Raw genomic sequence first — 26,281 nt, forward strand, 5'->3', positions numbered from 1 at the left:
ATCATCCGAACGGGGCCAGATGTCATGGGCACCGTGGCAGTCGCTACAGGACGGTGCACTGACCAGTCCTTTCACCAGCAGTGCCCGTGCATGGACACTCCCCATGTATTCGTCGAGGACCGGTCCGAAATGGCAACTGCCACAGGACTGGAGTTGTCGGAGCTTCGAGACCGGCGAGTCACTCTCGTCCAACGGAATAATGGTATGCGGGTCGCCGTGGCACTCCTGGCACTGGACCAACTCGCCGTGGATACTCTCTGCCACGAGACCCTGTTCCGCGTCGTGGCAGTCGGCACAGACCGCACCGCTGGCCGCTGTCATTTCGTGCGCCGACTCGTGACAGGTGTCACAACTCAGGCCCTCATGGACCGAGCCCTCGAGATAGGCCGGCATCTCGTGACAGTTGGCGCAGCCCTCGTCACCCTGCAATCCGGCGAGGGTTCCCTCCGGGTGTGGGTAATCTTCGATCCCCTCGTGGCAGGCGGCGCAGGGCACGTCACCATGGATCGGAGACGGGATCGCATCATGGCAATCGCCACAATCGACGTCCTGGGCATAGGCCGGTAGGAACGAAGCCACACAGCAGAGGAGTAGGAAGGGGACTATCGTGGCGAATCGCATTGTGGATGCCTCGGGATTTGGACGGCTCAGCGGACAGCGTAGCGCACCCGACAGGCAATCGGGAATTCGGATTTCCCTTACGATCGACCTATACTTCGACGCTGAAGACCGTGGAGAGTCCGGTGCCCGAAGATCGATCCAGATCGGAGCAAGAGGATGCGGCCCGCTGGGCGGCCGTCTTCCACGCCGCTCTCCGGGGCGTGGTGACGATCGACTCCAATGGACGAATCCAGTCCATCAATCCTGCGTGCCTGAATATGTTCGGTTACGACGAGGGCGAACTGGACGGCCGCAACGTCCGCTGTCTGATGCCGTCTCCGGACGCCGACCACCACGACGACTACCTGAAGCGGTACCTCAGTTCCGGTAAGGGCAAGATCATCGGAATCGGTCGAGACGTGGTGGCCATGAAGAAGGATGGGACGACATTCCCGATCCATCTCTCGGTCGGAGAATATCGGTTCGAGGGCAACGTCGGTTTCGTCGCCCTGTTGCATGACATGACGGACCAGCGACGGGCCGAGGAGCAGCTCGCCGAGAGCGATCAGATCGTCCGGGCCACGACCGCCGAAGCGAAGATGCATCGCGAACGTCTGGAGCGCATGGACCGAATCAGCCTGGCGGGAGAGATGGCCAGCGGGATCGCCCACGAGGTGAATCAGCCGCTGAGTGCCATCGCCAACTACACCCGGGCGCTCCTTCACATGCTCGAGGTGGAGCAGCTGGGGTCCGAGGACTTACGCAGCACCGTCGAGAAGGTGCGTCTGCAATCTCAGCGAGCCGGCGAGATCGTGGGTCGGATGCGCGATTTCGTCTCCCGGCACCCGTCGGAGCCGGGGCCGACATCGCTCAACGAGGTGATCCAGGAGGTCTTGTCCTTCGCGGAACTGTCGGCCCACGGCCGCAGGGTGACGGTCGAGACCGACCTGTGCGAGGATCTTCCGGAAGTCCTCTTCGATCGCGTTCAGTTGCAGCAGGTTATCCTGAATCTGGTCAACAACGCCGTGGAAGCCTGCACGCTCGTGGGGCCGGAAAAGATCGTGATCCGGAGTTTAAGTGTGGACGGATCGACGATCGCGTTGCATGTCATCGATAACGGCGCAGGAATCGATCCGGTGACGGAGAGTCGTCTGTTCGAGCCGTTCTTCAGCAGCAAACGTAACGGCACGGGGATGGGGCTGGCAATTTCGCACTCGATCGTGGAGTCCCAGGGCGGGACGCTAGGGTTCACCCGCAACGCCGATCGGGGCGTCACATTCTTCGTGGAACTACCGATTCTATGAACCGGGGAGGCCGATGACGGAAGAGCCAATAGTCTGGATCGTTGACGATGACGAGGCGGTCTGCGACAGCCTGCAGCTTCTGTTGAAGACGGTCGGGTTGAACGCCCGCACGTTTCCCGACGGCAAGTCGTTTCTCGATCAGTTCGACGACAGCAACCCCGGTTGTGTCGTGGTCGACCTGCGGATGCCCGGCATGAGCGGCCTCGAGCTTCAGGATGCGCTCCATCAGAAACAGTCGTTGCTTCCCGTGATCTTCATTACCGGGCACGGCACCGTGGACTCCGCCGTCCACGCGATGCGCGCCGGTGCCATCGATTTTCTTCAGAAGCCGTTCAACGACGATGAGCTGTTGGAGACCATCCAGCGAGTTGTGGGGCAGGATCGCGACTCCAGACAGTCGCTTGGCGAACGGGAAAAGATCGTGGAACGCTACGCCACGCTGACCAACCGCGAGCGCGAGGTGATGGCGCTCGTCGTCGAGGGCAGTGCCAACAAGGTGATCGCATTCGACCTGGATGTCAGCGAACGAACGGTCGAGATCCACCGCTCACGCGTGATGAAGAAGATGGAAGCCGCATCCCTGCCGCATCTGGTGCGGATGGCCCTCAGTCTCTAGGAGGGAGTACTTGCGGCCTGCGACGCCTTCCGTTTCCGGAGCAACAGGTTCTGTTCCGTCATGAACTTGGCCCGGAACAGCTTCTTCTTGACGGCAAGTTTGAACTCCTTGCCTCGATACTGGTCGGGGTTATCCAACAGGTACCGTCCTTCCTCGGGAAGCATCACGAGGCTGACGTTGATGTTGGGTGCCAGTCCGATCGGGAGATCGTTCTCCATGCAGGCTTCGTAGAGGCGTCGGAACACCGGGACCATATCCTCGGTCGATGGAGGCGCCGTCTCGGCCAGATCGGTCCCAAGCAGCGGTCGAAAGACACAGACCGTTGGAATCGCGCCGTGGTCCGTGATCCAGTCGATGGCCTTGATCGAACTCTCGGGGCTCTCGAGGCCGGCGATGATCTCTCCGTTCGAGACCCACGGCTGATCCAGCAACGACTGTCCCATGCCCAGCTGCGCGCAGTAATCCACGGCCTTCAGGTAGGTATCCAGGCCGTACTCGCGGTGCTTACCGGGGCAGATCTCCTCGAAGCGTTGTTGATCGAAGATCTCGAAGCAGAACGAGACCCGATTGACACCCAGCTCCTTCAGTCGATCGTATCGCGACAGATCGGGATGCGGAGGCGTCTGCACACCGATCAGGACGCCGGTCTCTTCCTTGACCCGACGGATGTACGGCTCGAGGATGTCGAGGAACGTATGGCCATCGTAGTGACCGGTGTTGAAGTCCACGTAGGTCACGCCACTCTCGCGCCAGGCCGCGATGGCCACCTCGACGACCTCCTCCACCTGCTTCTCGTCGCCGTCGTCCTTGCCGAGATTCAACCCGACCGAACAGAACTTGCAGTTGTCCGTATCGAGGTGACCGGGGTACGAGAGCCAGTACTCACAGACACGCGCCGGATAGACCCCCAGGTAGGTTCCCTGCAGCGTACCGATGCGACGCATCAGGCGGCCATTGGTGGTCTTCCACTCGTACCACTCGGGTTGCGGCGAGAGCTCGACGCCGGCGACGAACGCGCCATCCCGATGGATCTCGTACTGGCCGCGGTTCTTCTTCAGTGTGTACGGAGATTTCTCGGTGAAGGACTCGGTGACGGGAACGTTGGTCCAGAGACCATCGGGGAGGATCAGCTCCAGGCCCGACCCCAGGCCGGCGCGGGTACGAAGGATCGGACGCCCGCCGTCGTCTGCGATGAAACACGACTCGTCGATCTGCATGCCCTTGCAATAGAGGTCGAGTTTCAGCAGCCCCGGGTTGCGCGCAGGATCGTCTATCATGGGAACGATCGTACGCCGTTGGGTTTCTCGGGTCCGTAAGAGATTCCCCCTATGTGGGCAAATAGGCCCGTGTTGCAACCTCAGAACGCTGCACGACGTAGGCAGAGGGTGAGGGGGCAGAACATGCGAAGCACGGTCCTGATTGCGAGCGCCGGCGTGATCGTCTGGAGAGTGGTCGCCTGGCTGCTGGTCTTCACGCAGGAGGGCGTCAGTTCCGGGGCGCTTCTGATGCAGTCGCTGCTCGCGACTCTGGGACTGGCGTTTCTCGTCTGTGGGTGGTGGGTGTTCTCGAAGATCCCCGGGACCGCCGGCCTGCTGTTTGCCGGCTTCTGCCTTTGTTCGGGGCTCCACTGGGGCGGACCCCTGGAGTTGGACGGCGGTTCGCTACGCACCGCGCTGATCCTGTTCTACATTCTGGTGAGCAGCATCTTGGGCGCGACGCTTTTACTGCAGTTCGCGTTGTGGTTCCCCCGCGAGTCGACCCTGGCGCGTAAGCGGTTCGTTATCGGGTTGCTCTACGCCCCACTCGTCCTGGCAACGCTGTTGGCTGTAGGCGCCCTTATAGGAGGAAGCGCGGACCTCGTCCTGCTGGTCCATGCCGTCGTATCGAACCTGTTTTCGGTCGTCGCCCTCGGGATCATTGCGTCTCATCTTTTCCGGTCCGCTCTCACGGGAGCCGGCAAGAAGTATGTCGGCTTGATGGTGCTCGGCATGCTCCTCGCGTGGCTCCCGTTCCTCATCGCTTCATCCATCGGTGTCGCGGCAGACCCATGGAACCTGACCGTCGTGGCGCTTCCCATCACCTTCGCAGTTGCGATATCTGCGGCCGATCGTGGTTTGATCTAGAGCCAGCGCCGCACGCTGCGCTTGTAGCTCAGGTAGGTCTCGCCGAACTTCCGCTCGAGGTAGACCTCCTCGTGCCGGATCGCCGTGTAGTAGACGAGCCACAGAACCGGTGGGATCAGGACGAGGATCCAGCCGTTCAGTAAGGCGATCCCGACGCAGGCCTGCAGCAGCGCCATGCTGACGTACATCGGATTCCGCGAGTAGCCGTAGATCCCCGTCGAGATGATCGCCGGGGTTGGCTTCCAGGGCTTGGGGTCCTGTTCGGTCTTCTTGAACGGCCCGGCGGCGGCCGCCATGATTCCGACCCCCAGCGCTGCGACGATCCCCGCGCCGGCGATACGAAGCTCCCGGCCGATCGCCATCGATAGCGGCGTGACAAAGGACTGCAGGAGCGCACCGATCGCGATTCCGGAAAGATAGGCGAACGGCGGTGGAAATCGAACGGCTGCGCCGTCTTTTTCATCACTCATCCAGCAATTATGCCAGACGCGAGGCGAGTAAGAGCCATCGACCTTTTTGTCCCGGGTCGCTATCCTGCAACCATGGAATCAGCGAGATCATCGCCGCTGGTCATCCAGGGCGGAATGGGTGTCGGCATCTCCGGCTGGGAGCTTGCCCACGCGGTTTCCCGTGCGGGCCAACTGGGTGTCGTCTCGGGGACCGCGTCGGATGTTTTGATGACCCGGCGACTCGAAGACGGTGACCCCGGGGGGCATCTGCGTCGCGCTCTCAAGACCTTCCCGATTCCCAGCGTCGCCGAGCGCTTGCTGACGCGCTACTTCCGACCTGACGGCCGCCCCGCGGGGACGCCCTATCGCGCGGTGCCGATGCTCCGTCAGCGCACCCGGATCGAACGAGAGCAGATGATCCTGGCCGCAGCCTTCGCCGAGGTGACCCTCGCCCGCGAAGGTCATGACGGTGTCGTCGGCATCAACCTGCTGACCAAGGTTCAGTTGCCGACGCTTGCCGTGCTCTACGGGGCGATGCTTGCCGGTGTCGACTACGTGATCATGGGCGCAGGCATCCCGCGCGAGATTCCCGGTGCCCTCGACCGGCTCGCCAAGCACGAGCCGGCGACTTTGCGTCTTGATGTCGCGGGAGCGGACGCCTCCGCCGTCAACGAGATCCGTTTCGACCCTCGTCGTCACGGTGTGGCCGTTTCGCAGCCACTCACGCGCCCGCGCTTTCTCGCCATCGTCTCCTCGAACTCCCTCGCGACCCTGCTGGCTCGCAAGGCGACCGGCCGCATCGACGGATTCGTCGTCGAGGGACCGACCGCGGGCGGACACAACGCGCCGCCGAGAGGAGAGGCCCGCCGTAACGAACGGGGCGAGCCGATCTACGGCAAGCGCGACGCGGTGGATCTCGCGGCCCTGCGTCGGCTTGGACTGCCATTCTGGCTGGCAGGTGGGACCGGATCTCCCGAGGCCCTCACCGCAGCGCTCGATGCGGGAGCCACGGGAATCCAGGTCGGCACGCTGTTCGCCTTCTGCGACGAGTCGGGGTTTGCGCCGGAACTGCGTCACGAGGTGATCGACGCCGCCCGCGCGGGCTCGCTCGATGTGGTGACGGATGCGTTGGCCTCGCCGACGGGCTATCCGTTCAAGGTCGCCGTCTGCGGCGACACGCCGGTCGAGGCGACGGAGCGCAAACGGGTCTGTGACCTCGGTTACCTCCGGACCGCCTATCGCAAGCGTGACGGGGGCGTCGGTTATCGCTGCCCCGGTGAACCGGTCGAGCAGTATGTCGCCAAGGGCGGCCTGGAGTGCGACACAATCGGACGACGCTGCGTGTGCAACGCGCTGCTTGCCAACACCGGTCACGGCCAGCTGCGTTCGGATGGCACGACCGAAGCTCCGTTGATCACGGCCGGCGACCAGGCGAAAACACTCGGCGCGTTCCTTGGCAGTCGAAAGTCCTACACGGCGGACGATGTGCTGGCTTATCTGCTTGCCGACGCTGATAGCACGACGGTCCCGAGAGACCGGGTGCCCACGATCGTTCCGGGATCAGGTTAGGACCTTCCGGATCCGCTCCAGCGCCCACTGTAGCTCCGACTTCTCGATCGTCAGCGGCGGTGCAAAGCGGATCACGTCGATGTGGGTCTCCTTGCAGAGCATGCCCTCTTCCTGGAGCCGTTCGCAGAAGCTGCGGGCCCCGCCGGCCTCGGACTTCAGCCGGACACCGATCAGCAGACCCTTGCCACGGACCTCGGCAACATGCGGGCTATTGAGGGCACGGAGTTCGTCCATGAACCAGTCGCCAAGCTCTGCGGCCCGCTGGACCAGCTTCTCGTCCTTCAGGATCTGCATCGCCTCCCGCGCGACCGCAGCCGCCAGCGGGTTGCCACCGAAGGTCGAGCCGTGGGAGCCGGGATCGAAGACGTTCATGATTTCCCGGTCGGCGACGATCGCCGAGACCGGGTACATGCCCCCGCCCATCGCCTTGCCCAGGATCAGCATGTCCGGCTTCACCCCTTCGTGATCGCAGCAGAACATCTTGCCGGTGCGGCCGAAGCCGACCTGGATCTCGTCGGCGACGAACAGCACATTGTTGGCTGCACAGAGTTCGCGGGTCTTGCGCAGGTAACCCTCGGGCGGGACGACGACGCCTGCCTCGCCCTGGATCGGCTCGACCAGGAAGGCGGCGGTGTTCGGAGTGATCGCCTTCTCGAGAGCGGCGGCATCGCCGTAAGGGATCGCCTTGAATCCAGGTGTGAAGGGACCGAAGCCGACCTTGTAGTCCTCGTCCGTCGAGAAGCCGACGATCGTCGTGGTGCGGCCGTGGAAGTTGTCGGAACAGACGATGATCTCGGCCTTGTCGGTGGGGATCTTCTTGACCTGGTAGCCCCAACGACGGACCGCCTTGATCGCAGTCTCCACGGCCTCGGCGCCGGAGTTCATCGGCAACGCCATCTCGAAGCCCGTGAGTTCGCAGAGGTCTTTAAGGAAGGGGCCGAGCTTGTCGTTGTGAAACGCGCGGGAGGTGAGTGTCAGTCGGCCGGCCTGCTCGGACATGACCTTGACGAGCCGCGGATGACAGTGCCCCTGATTGACGGCCGAGTAGCTGGCGAGGAAGTCGAGATACTTGTTGCCCTCGACATCCCAGACCCAGATACCCTCGCCTTTGGCCAGAACGACCGGCAACGGATGGTAGTTGTGTGCGCCGTAGTTGTCGCCGATTTCGATAAGAGTCTTGCTGTTGGCCACGGTTCGTCTCCTTGTCCTTGGGGTCCTGACCGACGGTCGGTCGGCGAGGTATCTTAGCGATTCCTCGCCGCGATTGCCTCCAGGGACGGGAGGTCGGCCAACGTCCGCGAAACCGTCGCTCAGGAGGCGTTTTCTTCGCCGTCCGCCGATGCACTTCAGGTGCTCCGAAGACAGTTCCTCAGCGAGCCCGCCGGCACGCATTGTTTCAGGACCATCTGCAATCGGGGTGGCGTGTCGTCTTCAGAGTGGTGGTAAACCGACTTCGTCTGCCGTGCCACGCCGACCACCGCGCCGTGTGCATCCAGGACCGGAGCCCCGCTCGATCCACGGGCAAAATCCGCGGTGACGGCCATGAGCCGGGTCCGGCCGTGGGACACGTAGCGCGACACGATGCCCTCGGTGAACGTGAACAACCTGCCCGCGGGGTGACTCAACACGTAGATCGGCGCACCGACCGGTGGCTCGTCTCCAAGGGGAAGCGGGACGAGATCGTCGATCGGCAGCTGGAGGATGGCCAGATCGCTGGACCGGTCCGCGCGTACGATGGACTGCACAGGATGGACCGAGCCGTCCAGGGTCATGATCCCCAGGGCCAGTTTCTCCGGATCGTCGGCGACGTGGAAGTTCGTGACGACCAGGCCGGACTTCGCGATTGCGAAGCCGCTGGCGATGTGGGTGTGTCGCTTCCCACACCGCGAACAGAGATAGAGCTTGCCGACCGCCACGACGCTTTGACATGCGGAACGGTAGATCTCCTCGGGGGCAGTCTTCTTCAACGGCGCCGCGGCCACGTCCACGCCGTGCCAGGTTTCCGGGATGCGCTGTAGGAGTTCTCCCGGCGGCGGCGCTTCGCCGGATTCCGCCAGCCATATGAGCCCCTCATTCAGCAGACGCTTCATCCGGCGGTCGTCGATCTCGATGGGTGGCATGCGGACACCGTAGCCGAGTCACTCCCGGACGGTCCAGTCCGGGGAATCTGATCTCGTAACCAGGAAGGGGACTATCCCGTATGATCGTGTGAGGAGGCACCCATGAAACGATCCGCGCTTGCCCTGCTGATGCTCGTCCTGTGTTTGACCCCACTCCATGCCGAGGACACCGTCGAACTGAAGAACGCCGGCGAGCTGAACGCCAACCTGGAACGCATCGCTCGCTCACTCGAATCGCTGCAGTCCGATCAGAGGATTCTGATGACCCTGCGTCGGGTAGAACTGGCAGAGCGTCGTCTGGCTCCGCTCCGTTCCCGGCTGAACAGTGCCGAGAGCGACGTGCGCAACACGCAGACTGAGATCGAGCAACTGAAGAGCTACGCGACCCAGCTCGAGAAGGAGATGGAGGAGGCGGTGCGCAAGGGAGCGGATCCGGCGACCATCCCCAACAGCGACCAGCTGGAACAGATCAAGAACATGATCTTGTTGGCGGAAGACCGGCTGGCCGAGGCCGAGCGACGGGTGATCGAGGCGGAAGACGACCTGACCAAACGGCGACGTCAGATCGACATCCTCGACGAGCAACTAGAGACGTTATTCGAGGGGCTCGACACGGGGCGCTGACGGCGGTAGCCTCTCCCTGGAGGAATTCAACGATGAAACACTTGGCAGTCCGCGATCTGATGACCGCGACGCCATTCTCGCTCACGGGAGATGCAACACTCTTCGAGCTCGGCGAGCTGATGGACGACAAGGGTATCCGGCATGTGCCCGTCGTCGACGACGACGGCGAGGTCATCGGTCTGGTCTCCCAGCGTGATTTCGTCCGCATGGCCCTGGCGCCGGCAGAATCGCTTCCGGTCAGCTTGCAGGTTGACGCGCTTCATGTCGGCACGGTGGCCGACGTGATGGTGAACGACGTCGAGACCGTGGATCCTGACACCAACATCGCCAGTGCGGCTCGAGTGATGCTGGAAAACAAGTTCGGCTGTCTGCCGGTGGTGGAAGGCTCACGACTGGTGGGCATCCTCACCGAGGCCGACTTCGTTCGTCGGTTCGCCGGCTGACGGCCCTAGAACCGCTTGTTGTAGTCGACACGCAGCCGACTGCCGTCCTCGACGCTGCTCAGCGCCTCTACCAGATAGAGCCGCGCGACGAGGTTGCTGCCCTCCCCCAACCCGTAGGCGAAGCGGAGTTCGTGTCCGCGGAAGTCACTTGCACGGGTCTGCGGCCCGTTGCCCCAACGCACCCAGTCGTCCTGAGAGAACGAGCTGTTGACGGCCAATCGCTCGATCCGGGCGACGTACCAGGCCAGCAGCCAGTCGCCCCGTTCCTTCGTCGCGCCCCAGTGGAGTGAGCCGACCCAGCCCGACGTCCGGTCGGCGTCGGGATCACCGGGGTAGTCCTGGCTGTTCTCGATCAGGTCGCCACCGACTCGCAGGGGACGACCGCCGGCCTTCAACTTGAGTTGGGCGCTGACGACCTGAAGACGGTAGTCACGCATGTCGTTGCCGTTCAGGAGGATCGTTCCCGAGCCGATTGGATCGGCGTCCAGATTCAGCAGACCGGCAGCGACGGTGACGTCGAGCCGCTCCCCGTCGTGGCTGTAGACCCCCTGGGCGCTGAGCAGGCTCCCGAAGAACTCGTTCATCCCCTCGGGAAGCGTGAAGTAGCCCCCCTGAAATCCGAGCGTGCCACGCTTGCCGATCGTCTGTTGATGACCGACACCCACGCCGGCCGGGGTCACGTCGTCGTCCCAGACCAACTCGTTTTGCTTCCAGAACGGAAGCGAGTTGCGGCCGGCCGACGCCCAGACGCCGTTCTTGAAGGTCGACTTCACGTACCAGCGGTCGAAGTTGAAATCGGTGGGACCGGTGTCGTTGTCGTCGAAGTCCAGCAGCGTCACGTGGGGCGACTGCTGGCTTAACTCGTTACCGCTGCGGAGTCGCATACCGAACTCCCAACGATCGTCGGGCTGATGGACGAATCCGACCCGAACCCGCACACGGAATCGTGTGCGGTCATCCCGCTCGACACCCATCGCGTCCTGCGAGTCCCAATCGGCCTCCAGCCGGGCCCGGAAGTCGGCGAAGATGCGAAACGTGTCGTTCTTGTAGAGGTCGGCGTGGGCCGGGGAGGCGAGAAGGATGAGAACCCACAATCCCAGTAAGCAGCGTCTTGCCATCAGTCTTCCTCGAGGCGGTAGTGAGCCAACATCCGGCCGACTCTAATCACTCGCGCATCCTTATTAACGGGACTGAATTGTAGCGCCTCCCGAGGGAATGACCAACGGTGGAGCGTGGGTTTGAGGGGGTTGATGGGTTGGGCTACTTTGTATTGAAAAGTACTTGACATAGTGCGGGTTCGGGCCCAATCTTTATGAGCGATGACCTCACTCCAGGCCCATGCGGAAGACAACCTCCGCTTCATCCGTAAGACGATGGAGTCCACCGCCGCCTTCACGGCAGTCCCGGGCTGGGGCGGCGTCTGGATGGGTGTCGTGGGTCTGTTGGCCACGGGAATCACGCTGTTTCCTGTGGGTCAGTCTCATTGGCAGGCGGTCTGGTTCAGTGCGGCAGCGGTCGCCCTGGGCCTCGGTTCGATCACGCTCCTTCACAAGTCCCGCAAGGCGGGCGTGCAGGTCTATCGTGGCGCCGGCCGCCGATTCCTGTTCTGCCTGACACCGCCGATCGTGGCCGCCGCCGTCCTCACTCTGGTGCTGCGACGCGTCGACGCCATCGAGTCGATCCCGGGCACGTGGCTGTTGCTGTACGGTACGGCGGTCGTCACCGCCGGCGTCGTGTCGGTCCGTATCGTCCCGCTCCTGGGTCTGTGCTTCATGACGCTCGGCGCTTGCGCGTTCTTCACCCCGTTCAGCTGGACACCGTTGTGGATGGGTGTCGGCTTCGGTGGGCTACACATCGTGTTCGGACTGATCATTGCGAGGCGTTATGGGGGCTAAGGAACAGCCGGCACAGAGCAAGCGCGGGAAAACCGCCCCGGCCAAGGAGCGCAAGCTCCGAGGGCTGGCCGGCTATCTTTCCGATCCCACGGCCAGGGACTTCGACCGCTTGATCTACGAGCGCGTACGGCTCGGTATCATGAGTGCATTGTCGGTCAACCCGAAGATGAGCTTCACCGAGTTGCGTGATCTGCTGGGGACCAGCGACGGCAACCTCAGTGTCCATGCCCGCAAGCTGGAAGAGGCCCACTACATCAACTGCAACAAGACGTTTGAGGGGCGTACGCCCCGCACCGAATACAAGGCGACGGCCAAGGGGCGTCGCGCGTTGGAGCGCTACCTGGATCACATGGAGTCGTTGATCCAGGCGACACGAAACAAGTAGCTATTTTTTTGTGGAGGCACTTTGTAATGCAAAGTAATTTATTCGATGCGATCCACGTTGCCCTGATCATGGACGGCAACGGTCGCTGGGCTCGTCGACTGGGTCGAGAACGTGTGGCCGGCCATCGGGAAGGTGCCCGGTCCGTCCGGAGGGTCGTCGAGGCCGCACCGGATCTTGGTATCGGAACGTTGACGCTCTATGCGTTCTCGTCGGACAACTGGAGTCGGCCGAAAAAGGAAGTCGATATCCTGATGGGGCTGTTCCGTCGCTATCTGCGCAACGAGCGGGCCCGCTGTATCCGCCACGGTGTGCGTATCAGCGTCGTCGGTCGTCGCGATCGGTTGGCTCCGGACCTGGTGCGGGAGATCGAAGTCAGCGAACGGGCGACGCGGCATGGCTCGCGACTCCATCTACGTATCGCCGTGGACTACTCGTCACGACAGGCGATCCTGCGGGCCGTTGCCGGTGGCACCACGGGCGAACCCCTGACGGAAGAGTCGTTCGGCCAGCGGATCAACGAAGCCATGCATTCCGATCCACCGGCACCGGACGTCGACCTGCTGGTTCGAACCAGCGGCGAGCAACGGCTGAGTGACTTCCTGTTATGGGAGAGCGCGTACGCGGAACTGCTGTTCACTGACCGGATGTGGCCCGAATTCGACGAGGACGACCTGGCCGATGCCGTCGAGGCCTACCATCTGCGCAGTCGCCGCTTCGGTGCGCTGCCGGAGATCCAGGTGGCCGCGCAATGAGCGACTTCCTCCCCCCCGCCATGCGTCGTGCGCCGGAGTTACCTCGCATCCGTGTCGCCGAGCCAAAGCCCCGGCATGCGTTGTTGATCAATCCGTTCTACCCGAAGGATCCTCACGCCAGCTTCGGCAAGCATGTGCTGACGCCCAGCCTGGCGCTGACCGGTGTCGCAGGCTCGACTCCCGAGAACTGGGAGGTGCGTTACTGGGACGAGAACCTGTTGCAGGGACCACCGCCTGCAGACCCGTTCCCGCAGGTCGTCGGCATCACGGTGCACTTGACGTTTGCCCGTCGCGCCTACGAGTTGGCCCACTGGTACCGCTCCCGCGGTGCGATCGTGATTCTCGGTGGCTTACACGTCTTGTCGTGTCCCGAGGAGGTTGCGCCCCACGCCGACGCGATCGCTATTGGCGAAGGTGTGCAACTGTGGCCGAGGATTCTGCAGGATATCGATGCCAACGACCTGCGACCGATCTACGAGGGCAGTTATCGCAGCCCGTACAAAGACGAGCCGCCCCCGCGACGGGACCTGCTGGCGCGGGACTCGTACCTGACGACCTCGAGCGTGATCGCCACACGTGGATGTCACAACCGCTGTGGTTTCTGTTATCTGTCCACCGAGGGTCTGCGCATGCCTTACCAGCTGAGGGATGTCGATCAGGTGGCCGACGAGGTCCGGGCGGACGGTCAGCCCTACATCGTTTTCACCGACAACAACCTGGGCTCCCGACGGGATTACCTGAAGCAGCTTTGCCGACGCTTGCGAGACCTGGAGATCATCTGGAGTGCCGCGGTCACGATCGACGTGACAGACGACCCCGCGCTGGTGCGCGAGATGGCGCTTGCCGGATGTACCGGGGTGTTCGTCGGTTTCGAGTCGTTGGAGTTAGGCAACCTGCGGGACGCCCGCAAGAAGACGCCGGCACCGGAGGACTACGCCCGTCGGGTGGCGTTGCTGCACGACCACGGCATCCAGGTCAACGGCAGTTTCGTGCTGGGTTTCGATCACGACGGCCCCGACGTGTTCGAGCGGACGGCGGACTGGGTCGAGGCCAATCGGTTGGAGTGCGCGACGTTTCACATCCTGACCCCGTATCCGGGAACGCCGCTGTACCGGCAGTTCGAGAGCGAAGGACGACTGCTGCATCGAGACTGGGAGTTGTACGACACGGCCAACGTGGTCTTTCGGCCGAAGCGGATGAGTGTCGAGCAACTGGAAGAGGGGTATGCGGGGTTGTACCGCCGGCTCTTCTCTCACGGGTCGATCTGGCGGCGACGTCCGGCAGACCTGCGGGCGGTGTCGGCCTACCTGGCGATGAGCTATCTGTACAAACGCTCGAATCGGATCTGGCACGCCCTCATCCGCAACCGGTTGACGGCGCGGATGTGGCGGCCGTTGATCGAGCTATCGCGGAGACGCCATCTGAACTTCCGTCGGCGTTTGGCGGAGCGACCGATGGCCTCGTGTGCGCGGCGGGCGGAGAGTATGGTCAGTGCGGGGGTCTGATTATAAAATCTGATTGGAGACAGGTTGTTTGCTAAATGGGCAATAATCACTGGCTAATCACATATTATTGTGTGTCCTAGTTGACATCCGTTAATACACGACTTATCATTCTTTATAGCCACTCGCAGCTATAAAGAGTCATAAATGCCGTACAAAGTGAATTTCTCCCTGGCCTCCAGCGACCAGATCGAATCGGCCCTGGCCCGGCGACTGGAAGCGATCCGCCTCAGCCGCAATATCACCCAGAGCCAACTGGCCCGTGAGGCCGGCGTCTCCCTCAGCACCATCAGTCGGCTGGTCCAGGACGGAAAGGGCATCTCCCTCGACAGCTTCATCCGCATCCTGCAGGCCCTGAAGCTCCACGGTCATCTCGAGGCCCTGCTTCCGGACCCCGCCGTCAACCCGCTGGAGCGAATCAAGGGTCGCGGCAAGCGACGACAACGGGCACGACCCAAGACGAAGGAGTCCGCGGAGTGGAGCTGGGGTGAGGACCCGGCCACACGATGACCGACGCCTACGTCGATCTCTGGGGCCGAACGATCGGCGCCGTCTCCTGGTTCGATGATCGCCAGCTGGCGGCGTTCCAGTACACCGAGGAGTTCGCCGGTAGTGGGATTCAGGTGGCACCCCTGACGATGCCTCTTCGCACGGCGCCCTACGAGTTCCCCGAACTGCCGAGGAAGTCCTTCAAGGGGTTACCCGGCATGCTGGCCGACTGCCTGCCCGACCGGTTCGGGAACGCGTTGATCGATGTCTGGCTTGCGCAACAGAACCGAGACGCATCGACGTTCAATCCTGTGGAACGACTGTGTTACACGGGCAAGCGGGGGATGGGTGCGTTGGAGTTTCAGCCCGCGTTGAAACAGTCGCCGACCACCGCAAGACGTATTGAAGTCGATAGCCTCGTCGAACTCTCCAATCGGATTCTGAACCAACGGAGCCGGATGGAAGGTCGCTTCGACGGGGAAGACGATTCCCGCGTGATCGAAGACATCCTCCGTGTGGGTACCTCCGCCGGTGGAGCCCGGGCCAAGGCGATCCTGGCATGGAACGAACAGACCGGCGAATTTCGCTCCGGACAGGTGGACGCGGGCAAACCGTTCACCTATTGGCTGATGAAGTTCGACGGAATCGAAGGGAACAAAGACAAGGAGATTGCCGACCCCCAGGGGTACGGAAGAATCGAATACGCCTACTACCTGATGGCGCAGGACGCGGGAATCATCATGATGCCATGTCGACTTCACGAAGAAGGCGGTCGGGCCCACTTCATGACCCGACGCTATGATCGCACCGACACCGGTGGGAAGTTGCACTACCAGTCGCTGGCTGCCCTCGCGCACCACGACTTCGAGAGTGCCGGTGCTCATTCGTACGAGCAAGCGATCCTCGTGATCAAGCGACTCGGACTCTCTACAGGCGATCGCGAACAACAAATACGACGTGCCTTCTTCAACATCATCGCCCGCAACCAGGATGATCACGTCAAAAACATCGGGTTCCTCATGGATCGCAAAGGTTTGTGGCGTCTCTCTCCGGCATTCGATGTTGTCTACAGCTACAACCCGCAGGGGAATTGGACATCGCAACATCAGATGAGCCTGAACGGCAAACGTGACGACTTCACGCGTGCGGATCTTCTCGCATTCGCAAAGATGGCAGGAATGAAGAGCGCCCGAGCAAGCCGACTCATCGACGAGATTCGCCTGGCGGTACGCGGTTGGCCTAAACGCGCAGAGGACGCCGGCGTCGATCCCGACAACGCAAAGCGAATCGCGTCATTCCATCGCCTATAAGGGACCGGCAAAAAGAGAGGGGCCCTATTCTTCTTCCTGAAAAGTAAATCCGTCCCTTTTTCGCCATTTCCTACGAACTGACCGTTCCCGCCGCACCTGGAGACGAAACAAGTTCGTCCGCAGTTGCCGCATTCGCCGTATCATCTCGACAAGTTCGCCCGTCTCCAAGGACGCCGAAACGAGTTGGGGGGTGATCGTGATTACTCAGTACACGTCGCGCGTCTTCGTCTTCGTAATACTTGCGCTGTTGCTCAACGCTTCTCCCGTTGTCGCATCGTTTCACTTCGCCCGAGTCGTCGAAGTGTTCTCGGGCTCCAACGAACATCCGAATGCGCAGTACGTCGTGATCATGGCCTACTCCGACTTTCAATCTCAGTTCAACGGAGTGGAGGTCACCGTCTACGACAGTTCTGGATCGCAACTCGTCAGTCTCGGAACGATGACACAAAACCTTCCCAGCAATACGACGAACCAGATACCGATCCTGATTGCGACGAACACCGCACGCACCGTGTTCGGAATCGTTCCGGATCACACGGCGACCGGGGCCCTTCCGACCGACGGGCTGGTCTGTTTTCGCAAGGCTGCATCGGTTCCGGACTGCGTATCGTTCGGAGCCTACACGGGTGTCACAACGGTCGGCGGCTCGGAAGCGGGGTCTCCCGCAGCCAGCGTGCCGTCCGGCATGGCGTACGTTCGAGACCTGGGCGGTGATTCAACCCTGCAGGCCCTCGACGACTCAAATGATTCGTCCGTCGATTTCTTTGCCGGAGTCCCGTCGCCCGGGAACTTCGCGGGCGCCCGTGTAAGCAACATCAGCGTCGACGGTAACGTCACACTAGACTGGGGCGTGAGCACGGTTGGTGGCTACACCATCCACAAGACTGACAACCCGGCGACCGTGCGGCTTTCGACCCCGGTGGCAGGGATCGCAGGCGTTAACTGGGTCGATCCCACGCCGAATCAGTTCCCCGGTTTGAGTTGCTACGTCGTCAAACCCTGACGAGCAATCCACCACAATTTGGGTTAGAGTCGGGGTCGACGAGACCCCGGATTTAGGACCGGGTCCCGACAAGACGCAAGAAGGGACTACAAATGAACAGATTCAATCGATTGCAGGCGATCGGGTTGGCGGTACTTATCGTCGGTCTCGGTTCCATCGGTGCACCCGCGATGTCCGGCGACGGCGAGGGCGGTGACATCGGGTTCGTGGGTGGGTTCTCATTCCCGTCGGACAACGCCACCGGGAACTTCTCGAAGGCGACCGACGCGGAGTTCGGCGTCGGTGTTCGCGGTGGAATCTTGTTCAGCAACCGCTGGGGCTGGTCGATCGACGGGTTGTACACCCCGACCAGCGGTCTCTCGCCGATCAGCGACAGCGACATGATCACACTACGCACCGGCATGGAGTACTTCCTGCAGCCGGACAGCGATCGTCGTTTCTTCTTCTCGTTCGGTGGCGGCCTGACCGACATCGACTACGACACGACGAACTCGAGCTTCGATTACGGCATGTACTCCTTTGGTATCGGGCAGCGAGTTCGTGTCGGAGATTCCAACAACTTCCGTTGGGAGCTTCGCGTCGATCGCAGTTTCGATGATGATTTGGGGCCGTTTAGCGGAAAAATGAATCAGGAGCATCTCCTCTTCGCCTACTCATGGGGTTCCGGTGGGAGCCCGACCGATAGCGACGGCGACGGTGTTAGCGATCGTCGTGACCGTTGCCCGGGAACGCCCCGCGGTGCCACCGTCGACGAGAGAGGCTGCCCCAAGGATAGCGACGGTGACGGCGTCTTCGATGGCATCGACGCCTGTCCCGATACGCCCAAAGGCTGGCCCGTCGATGGGCGTGGTTGTGCGCTGGATAGCGACGGCGACGGTGTCGCCGACGGTAAAGACGATTGCCCCGACACGCCGAGGGGCGCGACGGTCAACGACGTCGGTTGCCCCAAAGATAGCGACGGCGACGGTGTCTGGGACGGGATCGACAAGTGCCCCGACACGCGGAAGGGCTCGACGGTCGATGCCACCGGTTGCCCGAAAGACAGCGACGGTGACGGCGTCTGGGACGGGATCGACAAGTGTCCGAATACGCCGAAGGGTGCGACCGTGGACGCCACGGGTTGCCCGAAAGACAGCGACGGCGATGGCGTCTGGGACGGCATCGATCGCTGCCCCGACACGCCGGCCGGCGCGGAAGTTGACGAACGTGGCTGTCCGAAGCTGTTCGAAGACGAAAAGAAGTCCCTGGTCCTTGAGGGTGTCAATTTCGAGACCAACAAGGCGGTGTTGACTTCAAACTCGACGACGGTGCTGGATCGAGTCGTCTCCTCTCTGAAGGAGTGGCCCGAGGTTCGTATCGAGGTCGGTGGACACACCGACTCCAGCGGTGCCGATAGCTACAACCAGACCCTCTCCGAGGCTCGTGCGAGAGCCGTACTCGACTACCTGGTCGAGCACGGTGTCTCGGCAGCCAGCCTGTCGGCCAAGGGTTACGGCGAGAGCAACCCGATCGCCGACAACGGCACCCGCGCCGGTAAGGCGACGAACCGACGGGTTGAGCTGACTCGTCAGAACTAGTTCGTATTCGTTTACGCGTAACGATGAAGGCCCGTCGGGATCTCCCGGCGGGCCTTTTCTGATCCGCGCCTAACCTCTTAGACCTTTCCCTGGCGAGGGCCCCTGCGAGGCGCAGGGAGGCACCCGCAACCGCTGGCTATCGGACGTCACGTGTCCGTTCAGCATAGCGGCCTGGCAGCCAAGAAGGATGTCGAGCGCGTGAAGGGCGACTGGGCCGAGCGGTTCCGCGTGTTGGCCGAACTGCTCAAGTGGCGACTCGATGCTGAGCCGACCTCGACTTGGGATAGGATATGGGCCACGATTCTTGGCACTTGGGACGAGGAGGATGACCGATGAACATGAGGAAGATCATGACCAAGGGAATGGCCGCCGTTGCGGCTCTGTTGATGGTCGTCGCGATCGCGACTCCCGTTCGTGCCGAGATGTTGGCTCACGCCGTGACGGAGAAAAACGGCACGGTTCCGCTCCCTGAAAGTCTGGACGCAATCGCACAGAGTCAACCCACCGATCTCGTTCAGTTGGAGTGGAGTGACTTTGGCGGCAAGCGCTCGCGCGTTCGAGTCCTGACGACCGAGAACAAGACCGGTTCCGGCGACTACTCCGCGAAGGTCAGTGGCACGGGGCCCAACGGCGAACAATACAACTGGACCTACGACGTCAACACCGACTACGGCAAGGTCCCGATCGAGGGGTTGGATGCCATGCTGACCGACATCCTCTTGCAGACCGGTCGATTCGACGTCGTCGAACGCGAGAGTCTGGGCGCAATCCTCGGCGAGCAGGATCTTGCGGACGGCGGTCGAGTCGCCGCACCCAGTGCTGCGAAGAAGGGTAAGGTCCTCGGAGCACAGATGGGCATCAAGCTTGTGATCAACGCCTACGAACCTGAAGTCAAGAGCAAGAAGCGCGGCCTCGGTGGTATCGGGCGGATGATCGGCGGCAGGGCCGGTGCGGTTGCGGGGCGTGTCAACTGGCAGAACGCCGAATCCCGAGTCGGCATTACGGTGCAGATCATCAACATGGAAACGTCACAGATCTTCGGCAGCAAGCAGGTGGATGTGCGATTGAAGGCACGCAACATCGGCTTCGGCGCCGGGGGCTGGGGAATGTCCGGCGCCCTCGGCGGCTTCATGAGCAACTACTCGGCAACACCGATCGGCCAGGCGATGATCGCCGCCGTCAACGTCGGCGTGCATCACATCGTCAAGGGAATCGGTGCGCAGGTCCCGGAAGGCGTCGTCGCCGACGTCTCGCCCGGCAAGGTGATGGTGACGATGGGCAAGGGGCAGGTAGAGACGAACGACCTGATTCGCGCGGTTGCCCTTGGTAAAGAGATCTTCCACCCGGAGACCGGTGTTCTTCTCTCTCGAGACGAGGTCGTAATCGGTGAGCTTCGCATCACTGACGTCCAGGACGGGTTTTCATTCGCGACCCCGATCGACGGCACCGACCTGACGCGGCTTGCGGCAGGCGACAAGGTCGTCGCAACCCGCGCACCCGCGGCCTATGAATACGGGCCGGACTGGGATCTGCGTGGCGGAATCAAGAAGGCAGTCGGCAAGAAGAAGTGACACGGAGAATCCAGGCTCTACATGCGGCCGGATTCCTTATCATGGCGGACAATGCAGCGCTCCGGATTCATCCAGGTCTTTCTCCTCACTGTCACGGTTGGCGGCGTGGGTGCCGGCGGCCAACTGGCGGTCACCACGATTGAACCCGCGGCCCGAGTGCTGGCCGCTCCGGTGGATAGCGCGATCGTGGTGCACTTCGACCGGCCGGTGAAGCCTGCGAGCATCACGTCCAACAGCTTCTGGGCCTTCGGTCGTTGGAGTGGCACGGCCACCGGTAGTTACAGCTTTTCGAACGGCGACCAGACCGTCACGCTGACACCTGCTCAACCCTTCTCCGCAGGGGAGACCGTCATGGTCGTCCTGTCCGATGACATCGAGGCCGCCGACAACACGTTCCTGCGAGACCCCGGTTACTCGTACCAGTTCTGGACACGCTCGCAAGCGGTGGGGATGAGCTTCACCGAGGTGGATCGTCTTACGACCCGCACCACTCCCGCCGCCGGCACGCAGGCTTACGGTGGCTTCGCTTCGGACTTGAACGGCGATGGCTTCCTGGACATCACCATCGTTAACGAGATCACCGCGGATCTCCGTGTCTTCCTGAACAAGGCCGACGGCACCGGTGAGTTCTTCGCCTTCCTGCAGCCCACATCTCCCGCCGGCAATCAGGCCAGCCCGTCGGAGCCGACCGACTTCAATCGGGACGGTGTCGTGGATGCCGCCGTCGTCAATATCGGCGACGGTACGGTGTCGGTCCTCATGGGTATCGGCAATGGACGATTCAATCCGCAGCAACTGGTGACGGTTGGTTCCTTGCCGCGGGGGATCGCGGTACTCGATGTGGACGGTGATGGAGACATCGACATCGCCAACACCAACTCGGCCACCAACGAACTCTCCGTCATTCTCAACAACGGAAGCGGTCTGTTCGGAACGGCTACGTTCTTCGCCGCAGGCATCACGCAACCCTGGGCGATTGCCGCCGCCGACATGAACGACGACGGGATCCTGGATCTGGTGGTCGGGGGGCGAGACTCCGAGCGGATCATTGTTCATACCGCTGACGGTGCCGGCGGGTTCACGGCGGGCACATCGATTGCCGCCGGTGGTAGGGTCTGGATGTTGGTCCTCGGCGACCTGAATCGAGACGGCCACGAGGACGTCGCGACGATCAACAGCTTCGACGCCAACGGTTCGATCCTGTTCGGGGACGGGAGCGGTGGTCTCTCGTTGCCGACAACCTACGTCGCGGATCCATTCGGACTCTCCGATGACCTGGGTGACATGAACGGGGACGGGGATCTGGACTGGATCACTTCCAGCTTTCTCGGCAACTGGAGACTCAATCTCAATGACGGACTGGGCAACTTCACGTTTGCTCAGGAGTTCGTCGCGACCCAGGCGTCGTCATGTTCGTTGATGCTGGACTTCGACAACGATGGCGATCTGGATCTGGCGCTTATCGACGAGAGTATCGATGAGGTGATCCTGATGAAGAACGGCGGGCTCGCCCCTCCGCCCTCGGTTCCGGATGGCTCTTCCGGTAGTACGCCGCTGTCGGCGATCCGACTCAATCCGAGTGGAACGAATGTCGAGGTCGCCTGGGATCGTTCGATCTGTCTCGACGCCGGGGATTATCAGATCCTCTACGGCGGAGGTTCGACCCTGTCGTCGTACACGGTCGATGGGAGTCAGTGCACGATCGGCACATCGTCACCCTACGTCTGGACCGGGTCCCCCGATCCCACCACGGATCCGCTGGGTTGGATCTGGTTTCTCCTGGTGGCCACCGACGCGGGCACCACCGAGGGGGGCTGGGGAAAGGACAGCGCGGGTCTGCCCCGCGCCGTCGGTGGTTCCATCAGCGGCGAGTGCGGGATGACGAACCGCGATCTCTCCAACACGTGTGCTCCGTGATGATTAGAGCCATCCTGATGACTGCCGTGTGGGTCGTCGCCGTTTCCGTGACCGGCGCGGAGCCGGCACCGGAACTACGGGCCACCACCCTCCACGACGGCGAACTGGATCTCGCCGAACTCAATGGCAATGTGGTCCTACTCCAGTTCTGGTCCACCTATTGCGCCACCTGTATCGAAGAGCTTCCGACGCTGAAGCGTCTCCACAAGAAGCATGGCGCCGCGGGTCTGGAGATCATCGGGGTCGCGTTGGATGAGAAACCGCGGCTTGTCCGCAAAGTCATCGCCCAACAGGGAATCAACTGGCCCCAGATCTGCGACGGCTCCGGAATAGACTCTCCCATCGTCGCGGCGTATGACGTCAAGAGTACGCCACGCTACGTTCTTATCGATCGAGCGGGCAACGTGGCCGATTTCTACGTTCGTCCCAGCGAGTTAGAGCAGGCGCTGGACACGATCTTGTCCGCCGACTAACCTTCGGCTTCCTTCTTCAGGAGATCGACCCATGCGCATCGTCTTCTTAGTGCTCGTCATACCTGTCCTCTTCGCGAGTTCCCTGGCCACCGAGGAAGCAGCACAAGATGACCTGAGTCGTCTCGGCCACTCGCAACACGGTGAGGCGTTCGACGAGGGCCCGCGCAGCAAACCGTGGAAGATGGAAGGCATCGGCGTCTCGCATTTTCCGATCTCAAGCAGAGTGCCCGAAGTGCAGATGTGGTTCGATCAGGGCAACACGCTTCTTCACAACTACTGGTACTTCGAGGCAGAGCGCGCGTTCCGCTGGTGTTTGAAGCTGGATCCCGGAAATCCGATGGCCTACTGGGGATTGGCCAGGGCTGCACAGGATCGCCAGTGGGAGTTCCTTCAGGAAGCGCTCAAGCAGATCGATCGCGCGGACGAGCGAGAACGAATGTACATCGAGGCCTGGGCCGAAGCCTACAACCCGGACATGCCCTGGCCCGAACGCAATGAGAAACTGATCGAGGGTCTCGAGAAGATCATCATCAAGTACCCCGACGATCAGGAAGCGCAAGCGATCTTGTTGAACCACAGCCTCCGTTCGTCAAGTCGCATCCACAACGAGCTTCTCGCCCAACAGATCCTGGAGAAGAACCCCCTCCACCCCGGTGCGCACCACTATCGCATCCACAACTGGGACGGGCCGGAAGGCGCCAAGGCACTCGACTCGTGTGCGGTCTTCGGAAAGCTGGCCCATGAGTCGGGACACGCCAACCACATGCCCGGCCATATCTACAGTGGGATCGGCATGTGGCACGAGGCGGCGATCTGGATGGACTCGGCGACTCGTGTCGAGAAGGCCTACATGCAAAAACGGCTGACGCTGCCGTTCAACGCGTGGAACTACGCTCACAACCGAAACTATCTGGGCTATATCCAGGAGCATCTTGGTATGCCGTCGGCCGCCATGGACGGTGGGCGACAACTGATGGAAGCACCGCTCGACCCGACCCACAACAACCCAGACGAGGGCGACTTCAACACGTACCGGCAAGGACTCCGAACGCTGATTCGCGCATTGGTGCAGTTCGAGCGTTGGGACGAGATCCTGACGGAGGACAGCATCCCGTGGCGCGAGCGACCCAGCGACAAGCTGTGGAAGCAGTACATGGATACGCTGGCGACGCTCTACAAGGGCGACCTGCTGAAAACCGACGAGATGTTGCGTGAGTTGAAGGGGATGGAAGAAGACGTCAAGGAATCGTTCGACGCCGACTTCTACCAGATCCACTGGCGCGAGATCGAGTCGCTGTTGTTGCTCGAGCGCGGCGAGACCGTGGACGGACTGGCCTTGCTGACCGAAGCGGCCCAGCTGGAGCTCACGAAGCGGCAAGAGTTCAATGATCCGCCGGCCTACCCGCGGATGCTCTACAGCGTACTGGGGGAACAGTACCTCGAGTTCGGGAGTCCATTGCTGGCGATCGAGGCGTTCGAAATGGTCCTCGAAGAAGTAACGAATGACGGGATCGCGCTCTCGGGTCTGGCACGCGCGCATCATGCTCTCGGCAACACGGAAGAGGCCAAGCGTTTCTACGGTCGCCTGTTGCACGTCTGGTCCGATGCCGAGCCGGGGCTTCGATGGATGGAGGACGCCGCGGCCCTTGGTCTCAAGGCGAAACCGATAGACGAGTCCGCCGGCAAGCAGAGGAGCTACCAATCAGTCGTGCTGGATGACCTGGGGCCCGAGCGTTGGGAGCCCTACCCCGCACCTTCACTACAAGGCTTCGATCCAGACGGCGATGAGGTGACCCTCGAGGAATTCCGCGGACGACCGGTCCTGCTGATCTTCTACCTGGGTGAGCAGTGTCCTCACTGCGTCGAGCAACTAGTCGCAGTTCAGAAACGATTTCCCGACTTCGAGTTCTCGGACGTCGCGGTCCTTGCCGTGTCGAGCGATAGCCCGGACGACAATGCGGGATTCCTGGAGAGCGGTGACATCTCGTACACGCTGGTCTCCGACGTGGACTACAAGAGCGCTCGGCGATTCGGTAGTTTCGACGACTTCGAGGAACTCGAGTTGCACTCGACATTCCTGATCGATCGGAAAGGTAAGATTCGCTGGTCCCGGATCGGGGGTGGCCCGTTCATGGATATCGATTTCCTGCTGGACGAGATCGAGCGGATCGATGATCCGCCCAAAGAGTAGGGCCGGCACCGTCATCTAGACGGCACCGGCCCCGAGAGTCACAACCCTTGGGTTCGTTCAGTCGAAGCAGAGTGCTTCGGGAGCCCAGGCACAGAGGGCTTCGAATAGAGCTTCCGGGTCAGCGATCTCACAGTCTGGATCGTTCAGAACGTCGATCGAGTCCCCGATGCAGGTGACTTCTTCGCGTTCGCCGGTCGGTTCACCGTCTTCAAACTTTGTTGCCAGTACGAATCCCGTGCCGGGGAGGTAGTACTTATTCTCGGAGTCGCCAGGATCGCGGGGGTTGAGTTCAAACGTCTGTAGGCAGGCGCCTCCGCAGGGGAAGGCTTCCACATCTCCGCCTTCGTCCTCTGAAGGCGTCGCCGCAAGACTCAGATACTTGACATAGTCCTCGGCTTCGTCCGATGCCATCTCCTGTCGATCGCCCTCGCCGACGATGGGCATGGCGCGAAGAAGGTAACCGGCCAGCGCACGATCCGTCAGGTGGGCGAAGGAGCCGTCCGTGTTGTCAATCAGGCCGTCTTCGACCTCATACGTATTCTCGCCGCAGTAGATGATGTCTCCGTCCAGGTTCTGGGCATACCAGTCCTGAGTAACCTCGATAGCCTCGTACTCGATCACGCCTTCGTCGTCCTCGCCTTCCTCGAATGCGAAGTCTCTGACAACGCGGCAAGGGATCCCGCCAACATCAATGACCTCATCGGTCGTCGTCAGCACAACGATCTCATCCTCGGCGTGGATGACATGGGTATGACCTTCGGTGAGGGGCCAGTACGGGTTGGGATCGACGCTGTCACCGATGTCGTTGGGATCCACAAAATCAGCCGGATCGAAGTCCGGTAGGAAGGGCTCCTGGCCCAGAAGATCGCAGAGGTCGCGTCGGGCCTCGAACACGTCGGCGCACTCCTCGGACATCTCGTCGGCGGCCTCCCGGGCCTCGGCGCGACACTCGTCCTTATTTTCGGGATCCGTCACGTAAATGCAATCGGCGCGGTGGACAAGATAGTCATCCCGTCGATCGGCGGCGCAAGCCCACTTGAGTAGGTATGCATGCGTGTTGCACGCATGACTGCTGTGAAAACTTCGCTCCATCACGCTCGAACCCCCTCGATTCTCGAGGGAAAGTGTCGTCGCGCGGTCTGCGGCGGTGGCTGACACCAGGACGATGGTCATCGATACAACCAGAAAAACAAGAATTCGAAAGCGCTTATTCATGGTTCCTCCTCTCGCTATTGACACGGCGTTGGCCAGGTGGGTTCCAGGCTCGTTTCGTACCCGGTTAGACGCGAAGGAGTCCGATAATCCTTCGGAACTATCCACGAGTTATGAAATTCGTAGCGAGACGCGAAAACCGATCGTATTCGAACA

26 protein-coding genes and 2 pseudogenes are annotated in these 26,281 nt (G+C 61.8%); 21 read left to right on the forward strand and 7 right to left on the reverse strand.

Annotated elements, in window-relative coordinates; all coding sequences use genetic code 11:
- The coding region (locus OES25_11055; protein MDH3628177.1) for a hypothetical protein at window positions 1–621 on the reverse strand (621 nt) is incomplete at its 3' end.
- Between the two features lie 122 nt (window positions 622–743).
- Here OES25_11055 and OES25_11060 point away from each other — a divergent pair.
- Together OES25_11060 and OES25_11065 are read left to right on the forward strand one after the other, a co-directional pair.
- Complete coding sequence (locus OES25_11060) at window positions 744–1,904, forward strand: PAS domain S-box protein (protein ID MDH3628178.1); 1,161 nt, start codon at window positions 744–746, stop codon at window positions 1,902–1,904.
- Between the two features lie 13 nt (window positions 1,905–1,917).
- Window positions 1,918–2,520, forward strand: a complete 603-nt coding sequence (locus OES25_11065; GenBank protein MDH3628179.1) for a response regulator transcription factor — start codon at window positions 1,918–1,920, stop codon at window positions 2,518–2,520.
- On the opposite strand, the gene OES25_11070 is transcribed toward OES25_11065, so the two are convergent.
- A complete protein-coding gene (locus OES25_11070; GenBank protein ID MDH3628180.1) occupies window positions 2,517–3,797 on the reverse strand; it encodes a radical SAM protein in 1,281 nt (426 codons plus the stop codon). The two genes, OES25_11065 and OES25_11070, sit on opposite strands and share 4 nt — an antisense overlap.
- A gap of 123 nt (window positions 3,798–3,920) precedes the next feature.
- Here OES25_11070 and OES25_11075 point away from each other — a divergent pair, with 123 nt between their 5' ends.
- Complete coding sequence (locus OES25_11075) at window positions 3,921–4,643, forward strand: hypothetical protein (protein ID MDH3628181.1); 723 nt, start codon at window positions 3,921–3,923, stop codon at window positions 4,641–4,643.
- Here OES25_11075 and OES25_11080 read toward each other — a convergent pair.
- Window positions 4,640–5,113: an isoprenylcysteine carboxylmethyltransferase family protein gene (locus OES25_11080; protein MDH3628182.1), complete on the reverse strand. Its 474-nt coding sequence runs from the start codon at window positions 5,111–5,113 to the stop codon at window positions 4,640–4,642. The genes OES25_11075 and OES25_11080 overlap by 4 nt on opposite strands.
- A gap of 72 nt (window positions 5,114–5,185) precedes the next feature.
- Here OES25_11080 and OES25_11085 point away from each other — a divergent pair, with 72 nt between their 5' ends.
- Complete coding sequence (locus OES25_11085) at window positions 5,186–6,661, forward strand: nitronate monooxygenase (GenBank protein MDH3628183.1); 1,476 nt, start codon at window positions 5,186–5,188, stop codon at window positions 6,659–6,661.
- On the opposite strand, the gene rocD is transcribed toward OES25_11085, so the two are convergent.
- Window positions 6,653–7,852 (reverse strand): ornithine--oxo-acid transaminase, encoded by a 1,200-nt coding sequence (gene rocD, locus OES25_11090; GenBank protein MDH3628184.1) that lies wholly within the window; start codon window positions 7,850–7,852, stop codon window positions 6,653–6,655. The genes OES25_11085 and rocD overlap by 9 nt on opposite strands.
- A 155-nt stretch (window positions 7,853–8,007) precedes the next feature.
- Window positions 8,008–8,781, reverse strand: a complete 774-nt coding sequence (locus tag OES25_11095) for a serine protease (GenBank protein ID MDH3628185.1) — start codon at window positions 8,779–8,781, stop codon at window positions 8,008–8,010.
- Window positions 8,782–8,883: 102 nt separating this feature from the next.
- On the opposite strand from OES25_11095, the gene OES25_11100 reads away from it, so the two are divergent.
- Both OES25_11100 and OES25_11105 read left to right on the forward strand, forming a co-directional pair.
- The gene (locus tag OES25_11100; GenBank protein MDH3628186.1) at window positions 8,884–9,405 is read left to right on the forward strand and encodes a hypothetical protein; all 522 of its coding nucleotides are present in this window, start codon (window positions 8,884–8,886) and stop codon (window positions 9,403–9,405) included.
- Between the two features lie 32 nt (window positions 9,406–9,437).
- Window positions 9,438–9,848 (forward strand): CBS domain-containing protein, encoded by a 411-nt coding sequence (locus tag OES25_11105; protein MDH3628187.1) that lies wholly within the window; start codon window positions 9,438–9,440, stop codon window positions 9,846–9,848.
- A gap of 5 nt (window positions 9,849–9,853) precedes the next feature.
- Here OES25_11105 and OES25_11110 read toward each other — a convergent pair whose 3' ends face one another.
- Window positions 9,854–10,966, reverse strand: coding sequence for a putative porin (locus OES25_11110; GenBank protein ID MDH3628188.1), 1,113 nt, complete (start codon window positions 10,964–10,966; stop codon window positions 9,854–9,856).
- A gap of 201 nt (window positions 10,967–11,167) precedes the next feature.
- Here OES25_11110 and OES25_11115 point away from each other — a divergent pair, with 201 nt between their 5' ends.
- The 15 genes and pseudogenes from OES25_11115 (at window position 11,168) to OES25_11185 (ending at window position 24,913) form a co-directional block, all read left to right on the forward strand.
- Complete coding sequence (locus tag OES25_11115) at window positions 11,168–11,743, forward strand: hypothetical protein (GenBank protein ID MDH3628189.1); 576 nt, start codon at window positions 11,168–11,170, stop codon at window positions 11,741–11,743.
- Entirely contained in the window at window positions 11,733–12,128 is a 396-nt protein-coding gene (locus OES25_11120) for a transcriptional regulator (protein MDH3628190.1), read from the forward strand. The genes OES25_11115 and OES25_11120 overlap by 11 nt, the downstream gene beginning before the upstream one ends.
- A gap of 26 nt (window positions 12,129–12,154) precedes the next feature.
- On the forward strand, window positions 12,155–12,880 hold the full coding sequence (locus OES25_11125; GenBank protein MDH3628191.1) for a di-trans,poly-cis-decaprenylcistransferase: 726 nt from the start codon (window positions 12,155–12,157) through the stop codon (window positions 12,878–12,880).
- A complete protein-coding gene (locus OES25_11130; protein ID MDH3628192.1) occupies window positions 12,877–14,385 on the forward strand; it encodes a B12-binding domain-containing radical SAM protein in 1,509 nt (502 codons plus the stop codon). The genes OES25_11125 and OES25_11130 overlap by 4 nt, the downstream gene beginning before the upstream one ends.
- A gap of 144 nt (window positions 14,386–14,529) precedes the next feature.
- The gene (locus OES25_11135; protein MDH3628193.1) at window positions 14,530–14,892 is read left to right on the forward strand and encodes a helix-turn-helix domain-containing protein; all 363 of its coding nucleotides are present in this window, start codon (window positions 14,530–14,532) and stop codon (window positions 14,890–14,892) included.
- Window positions 14,889–16,181, forward strand: coding sequence for a type II toxin-antitoxin system HipA family toxin (locus tag OES25_11140; GenBank protein MDH3628194.1), 1,293 nt, complete (start codon window positions 14,889–14,891; stop codon window positions 16,179–16,181). Before OES25_11135 ends, OES25_11140 begins: the two co-directional genes overlap by 4 nt.
- A gap of 190 nt (window positions 16,182–16,371) precedes the next feature.
- The gene (locus OES25_11145; protein MDH3628195.1) at window positions 16,372–17,184 is read left to right on the forward strand and encodes a hypothetical protein; all 813 of its coding nucleotides are present in this window, start codon (window positions 16,372–16,374) and stop codon (window positions 17,182–17,184) included.
- Window positions 17,185–17,807: 623 nt separating this feature from the next.
- Window positions 17,808–18,005: pseudogene (locus tag OES25_11150) on the forward strand (thrombospondin type 3 repeat-containing protein).
- Window positions 18,006–18,110: 105 nt separating this feature from the next.
- A pseudogene (locus OES25_11155) lies at window positions 18,111–18,311 on the forward strand (thrombospondin type 3 repeat-containing protein).
- Window positions 18,291–18,761, forward strand: a complete 471-nt coding sequence (locus OES25_11160) for an OmpA family protein (protein MDH3628196.1) — start codon at window positions 18,291–18,293, stop codon at window positions 18,759–18,761. The pseudogene OES25_11155 and the gene OES25_11160 overlap by 21 nt, the downstream one beginning before the upstream one ends.
- 150 nt (window positions 18,762–18,911) lie before the next feature.
- Window positions 18,912–19,097 (forward strand): hypothetical protein, encoded by a 186-nt coding sequence (locus OES25_11165; protein MDH3628197.1) that lies wholly within the window; start codon window positions 18,912–18,914, stop codon window positions 19,095–19,097.
- Complete coding sequence (locus OES25_11170; GenBank protein ID MDH3628198.1) at window positions 19,094–20,332, forward strand: CsgG/HfaB family protein; 1,239 nt, start codon at window positions 19,094–19,096, stop codon at window positions 20,330–20,332. The genes OES25_11165 and OES25_11170 overlap by 4 nt, the downstream gene beginning before the upstream one ends.
- A 51-nt stretch (window positions 20,333–20,383) precedes the next feature.
- On the forward strand, window positions 20,384–22,249 hold the full coding sequence (locus OES25_11175; GenBank protein ID MDH3628199.1) for an FG-GAP-like repeat-containing protein: 1,866 nt from the start codon (window positions 20,384–20,386) through the stop codon (window positions 22,247–22,249).
- Window positions 22,249–22,722, forward strand: a complete 474-nt coding sequence (locus tag OES25_11180) for a TlpA family protein disulfide reductase (GenBank protein MDH3628200.1) — start codon at window positions 22,249–22,251, stop codon at window positions 22,720–22,722. Before OES25_11175 ends, OES25_11180 begins: the two co-directional genes overlap by 1 nt.
- Before the next feature lie 31 nt (window positions 22,723–22,753).
- The gene (locus tag OES25_11185) at window positions 22,754–24,913 is read left to right on the forward strand and encodes a redoxin domain-containing protein (GenBank protein ID MDH3628201.1); all 2,160 of its coding nucleotides are present in this window, start codon (window positions 22,754–22,756) and stop codon (window positions 24,911–24,913) included.
- 57 nt (window positions 24,914–24,970) lie between these two features.
- On the opposite strand, the gene OES25_11190 is transcribed toward OES25_11185, so the two are convergent.
- Window positions 24,971–26,128, reverse strand: coding sequence for a hypothetical protein (locus OES25_11190; GenBank protein MDH3628202.1), 1,158 nt, complete (start codon window positions 26,126–26,128; stop codon window positions 24,971–24,973).
- Window positions 26,129–26,281 lie beyond the last annotated feature (153 nt).

Source organism: Acidobacteriota bacterium, from assembly GCA_029861955.1.
Lineage (GTDB): Bacteria > Acidobacteriota > Polarisedimenticolia > Polarisedimenticolales > Polarisedimenticolaceae > JAOTYK01.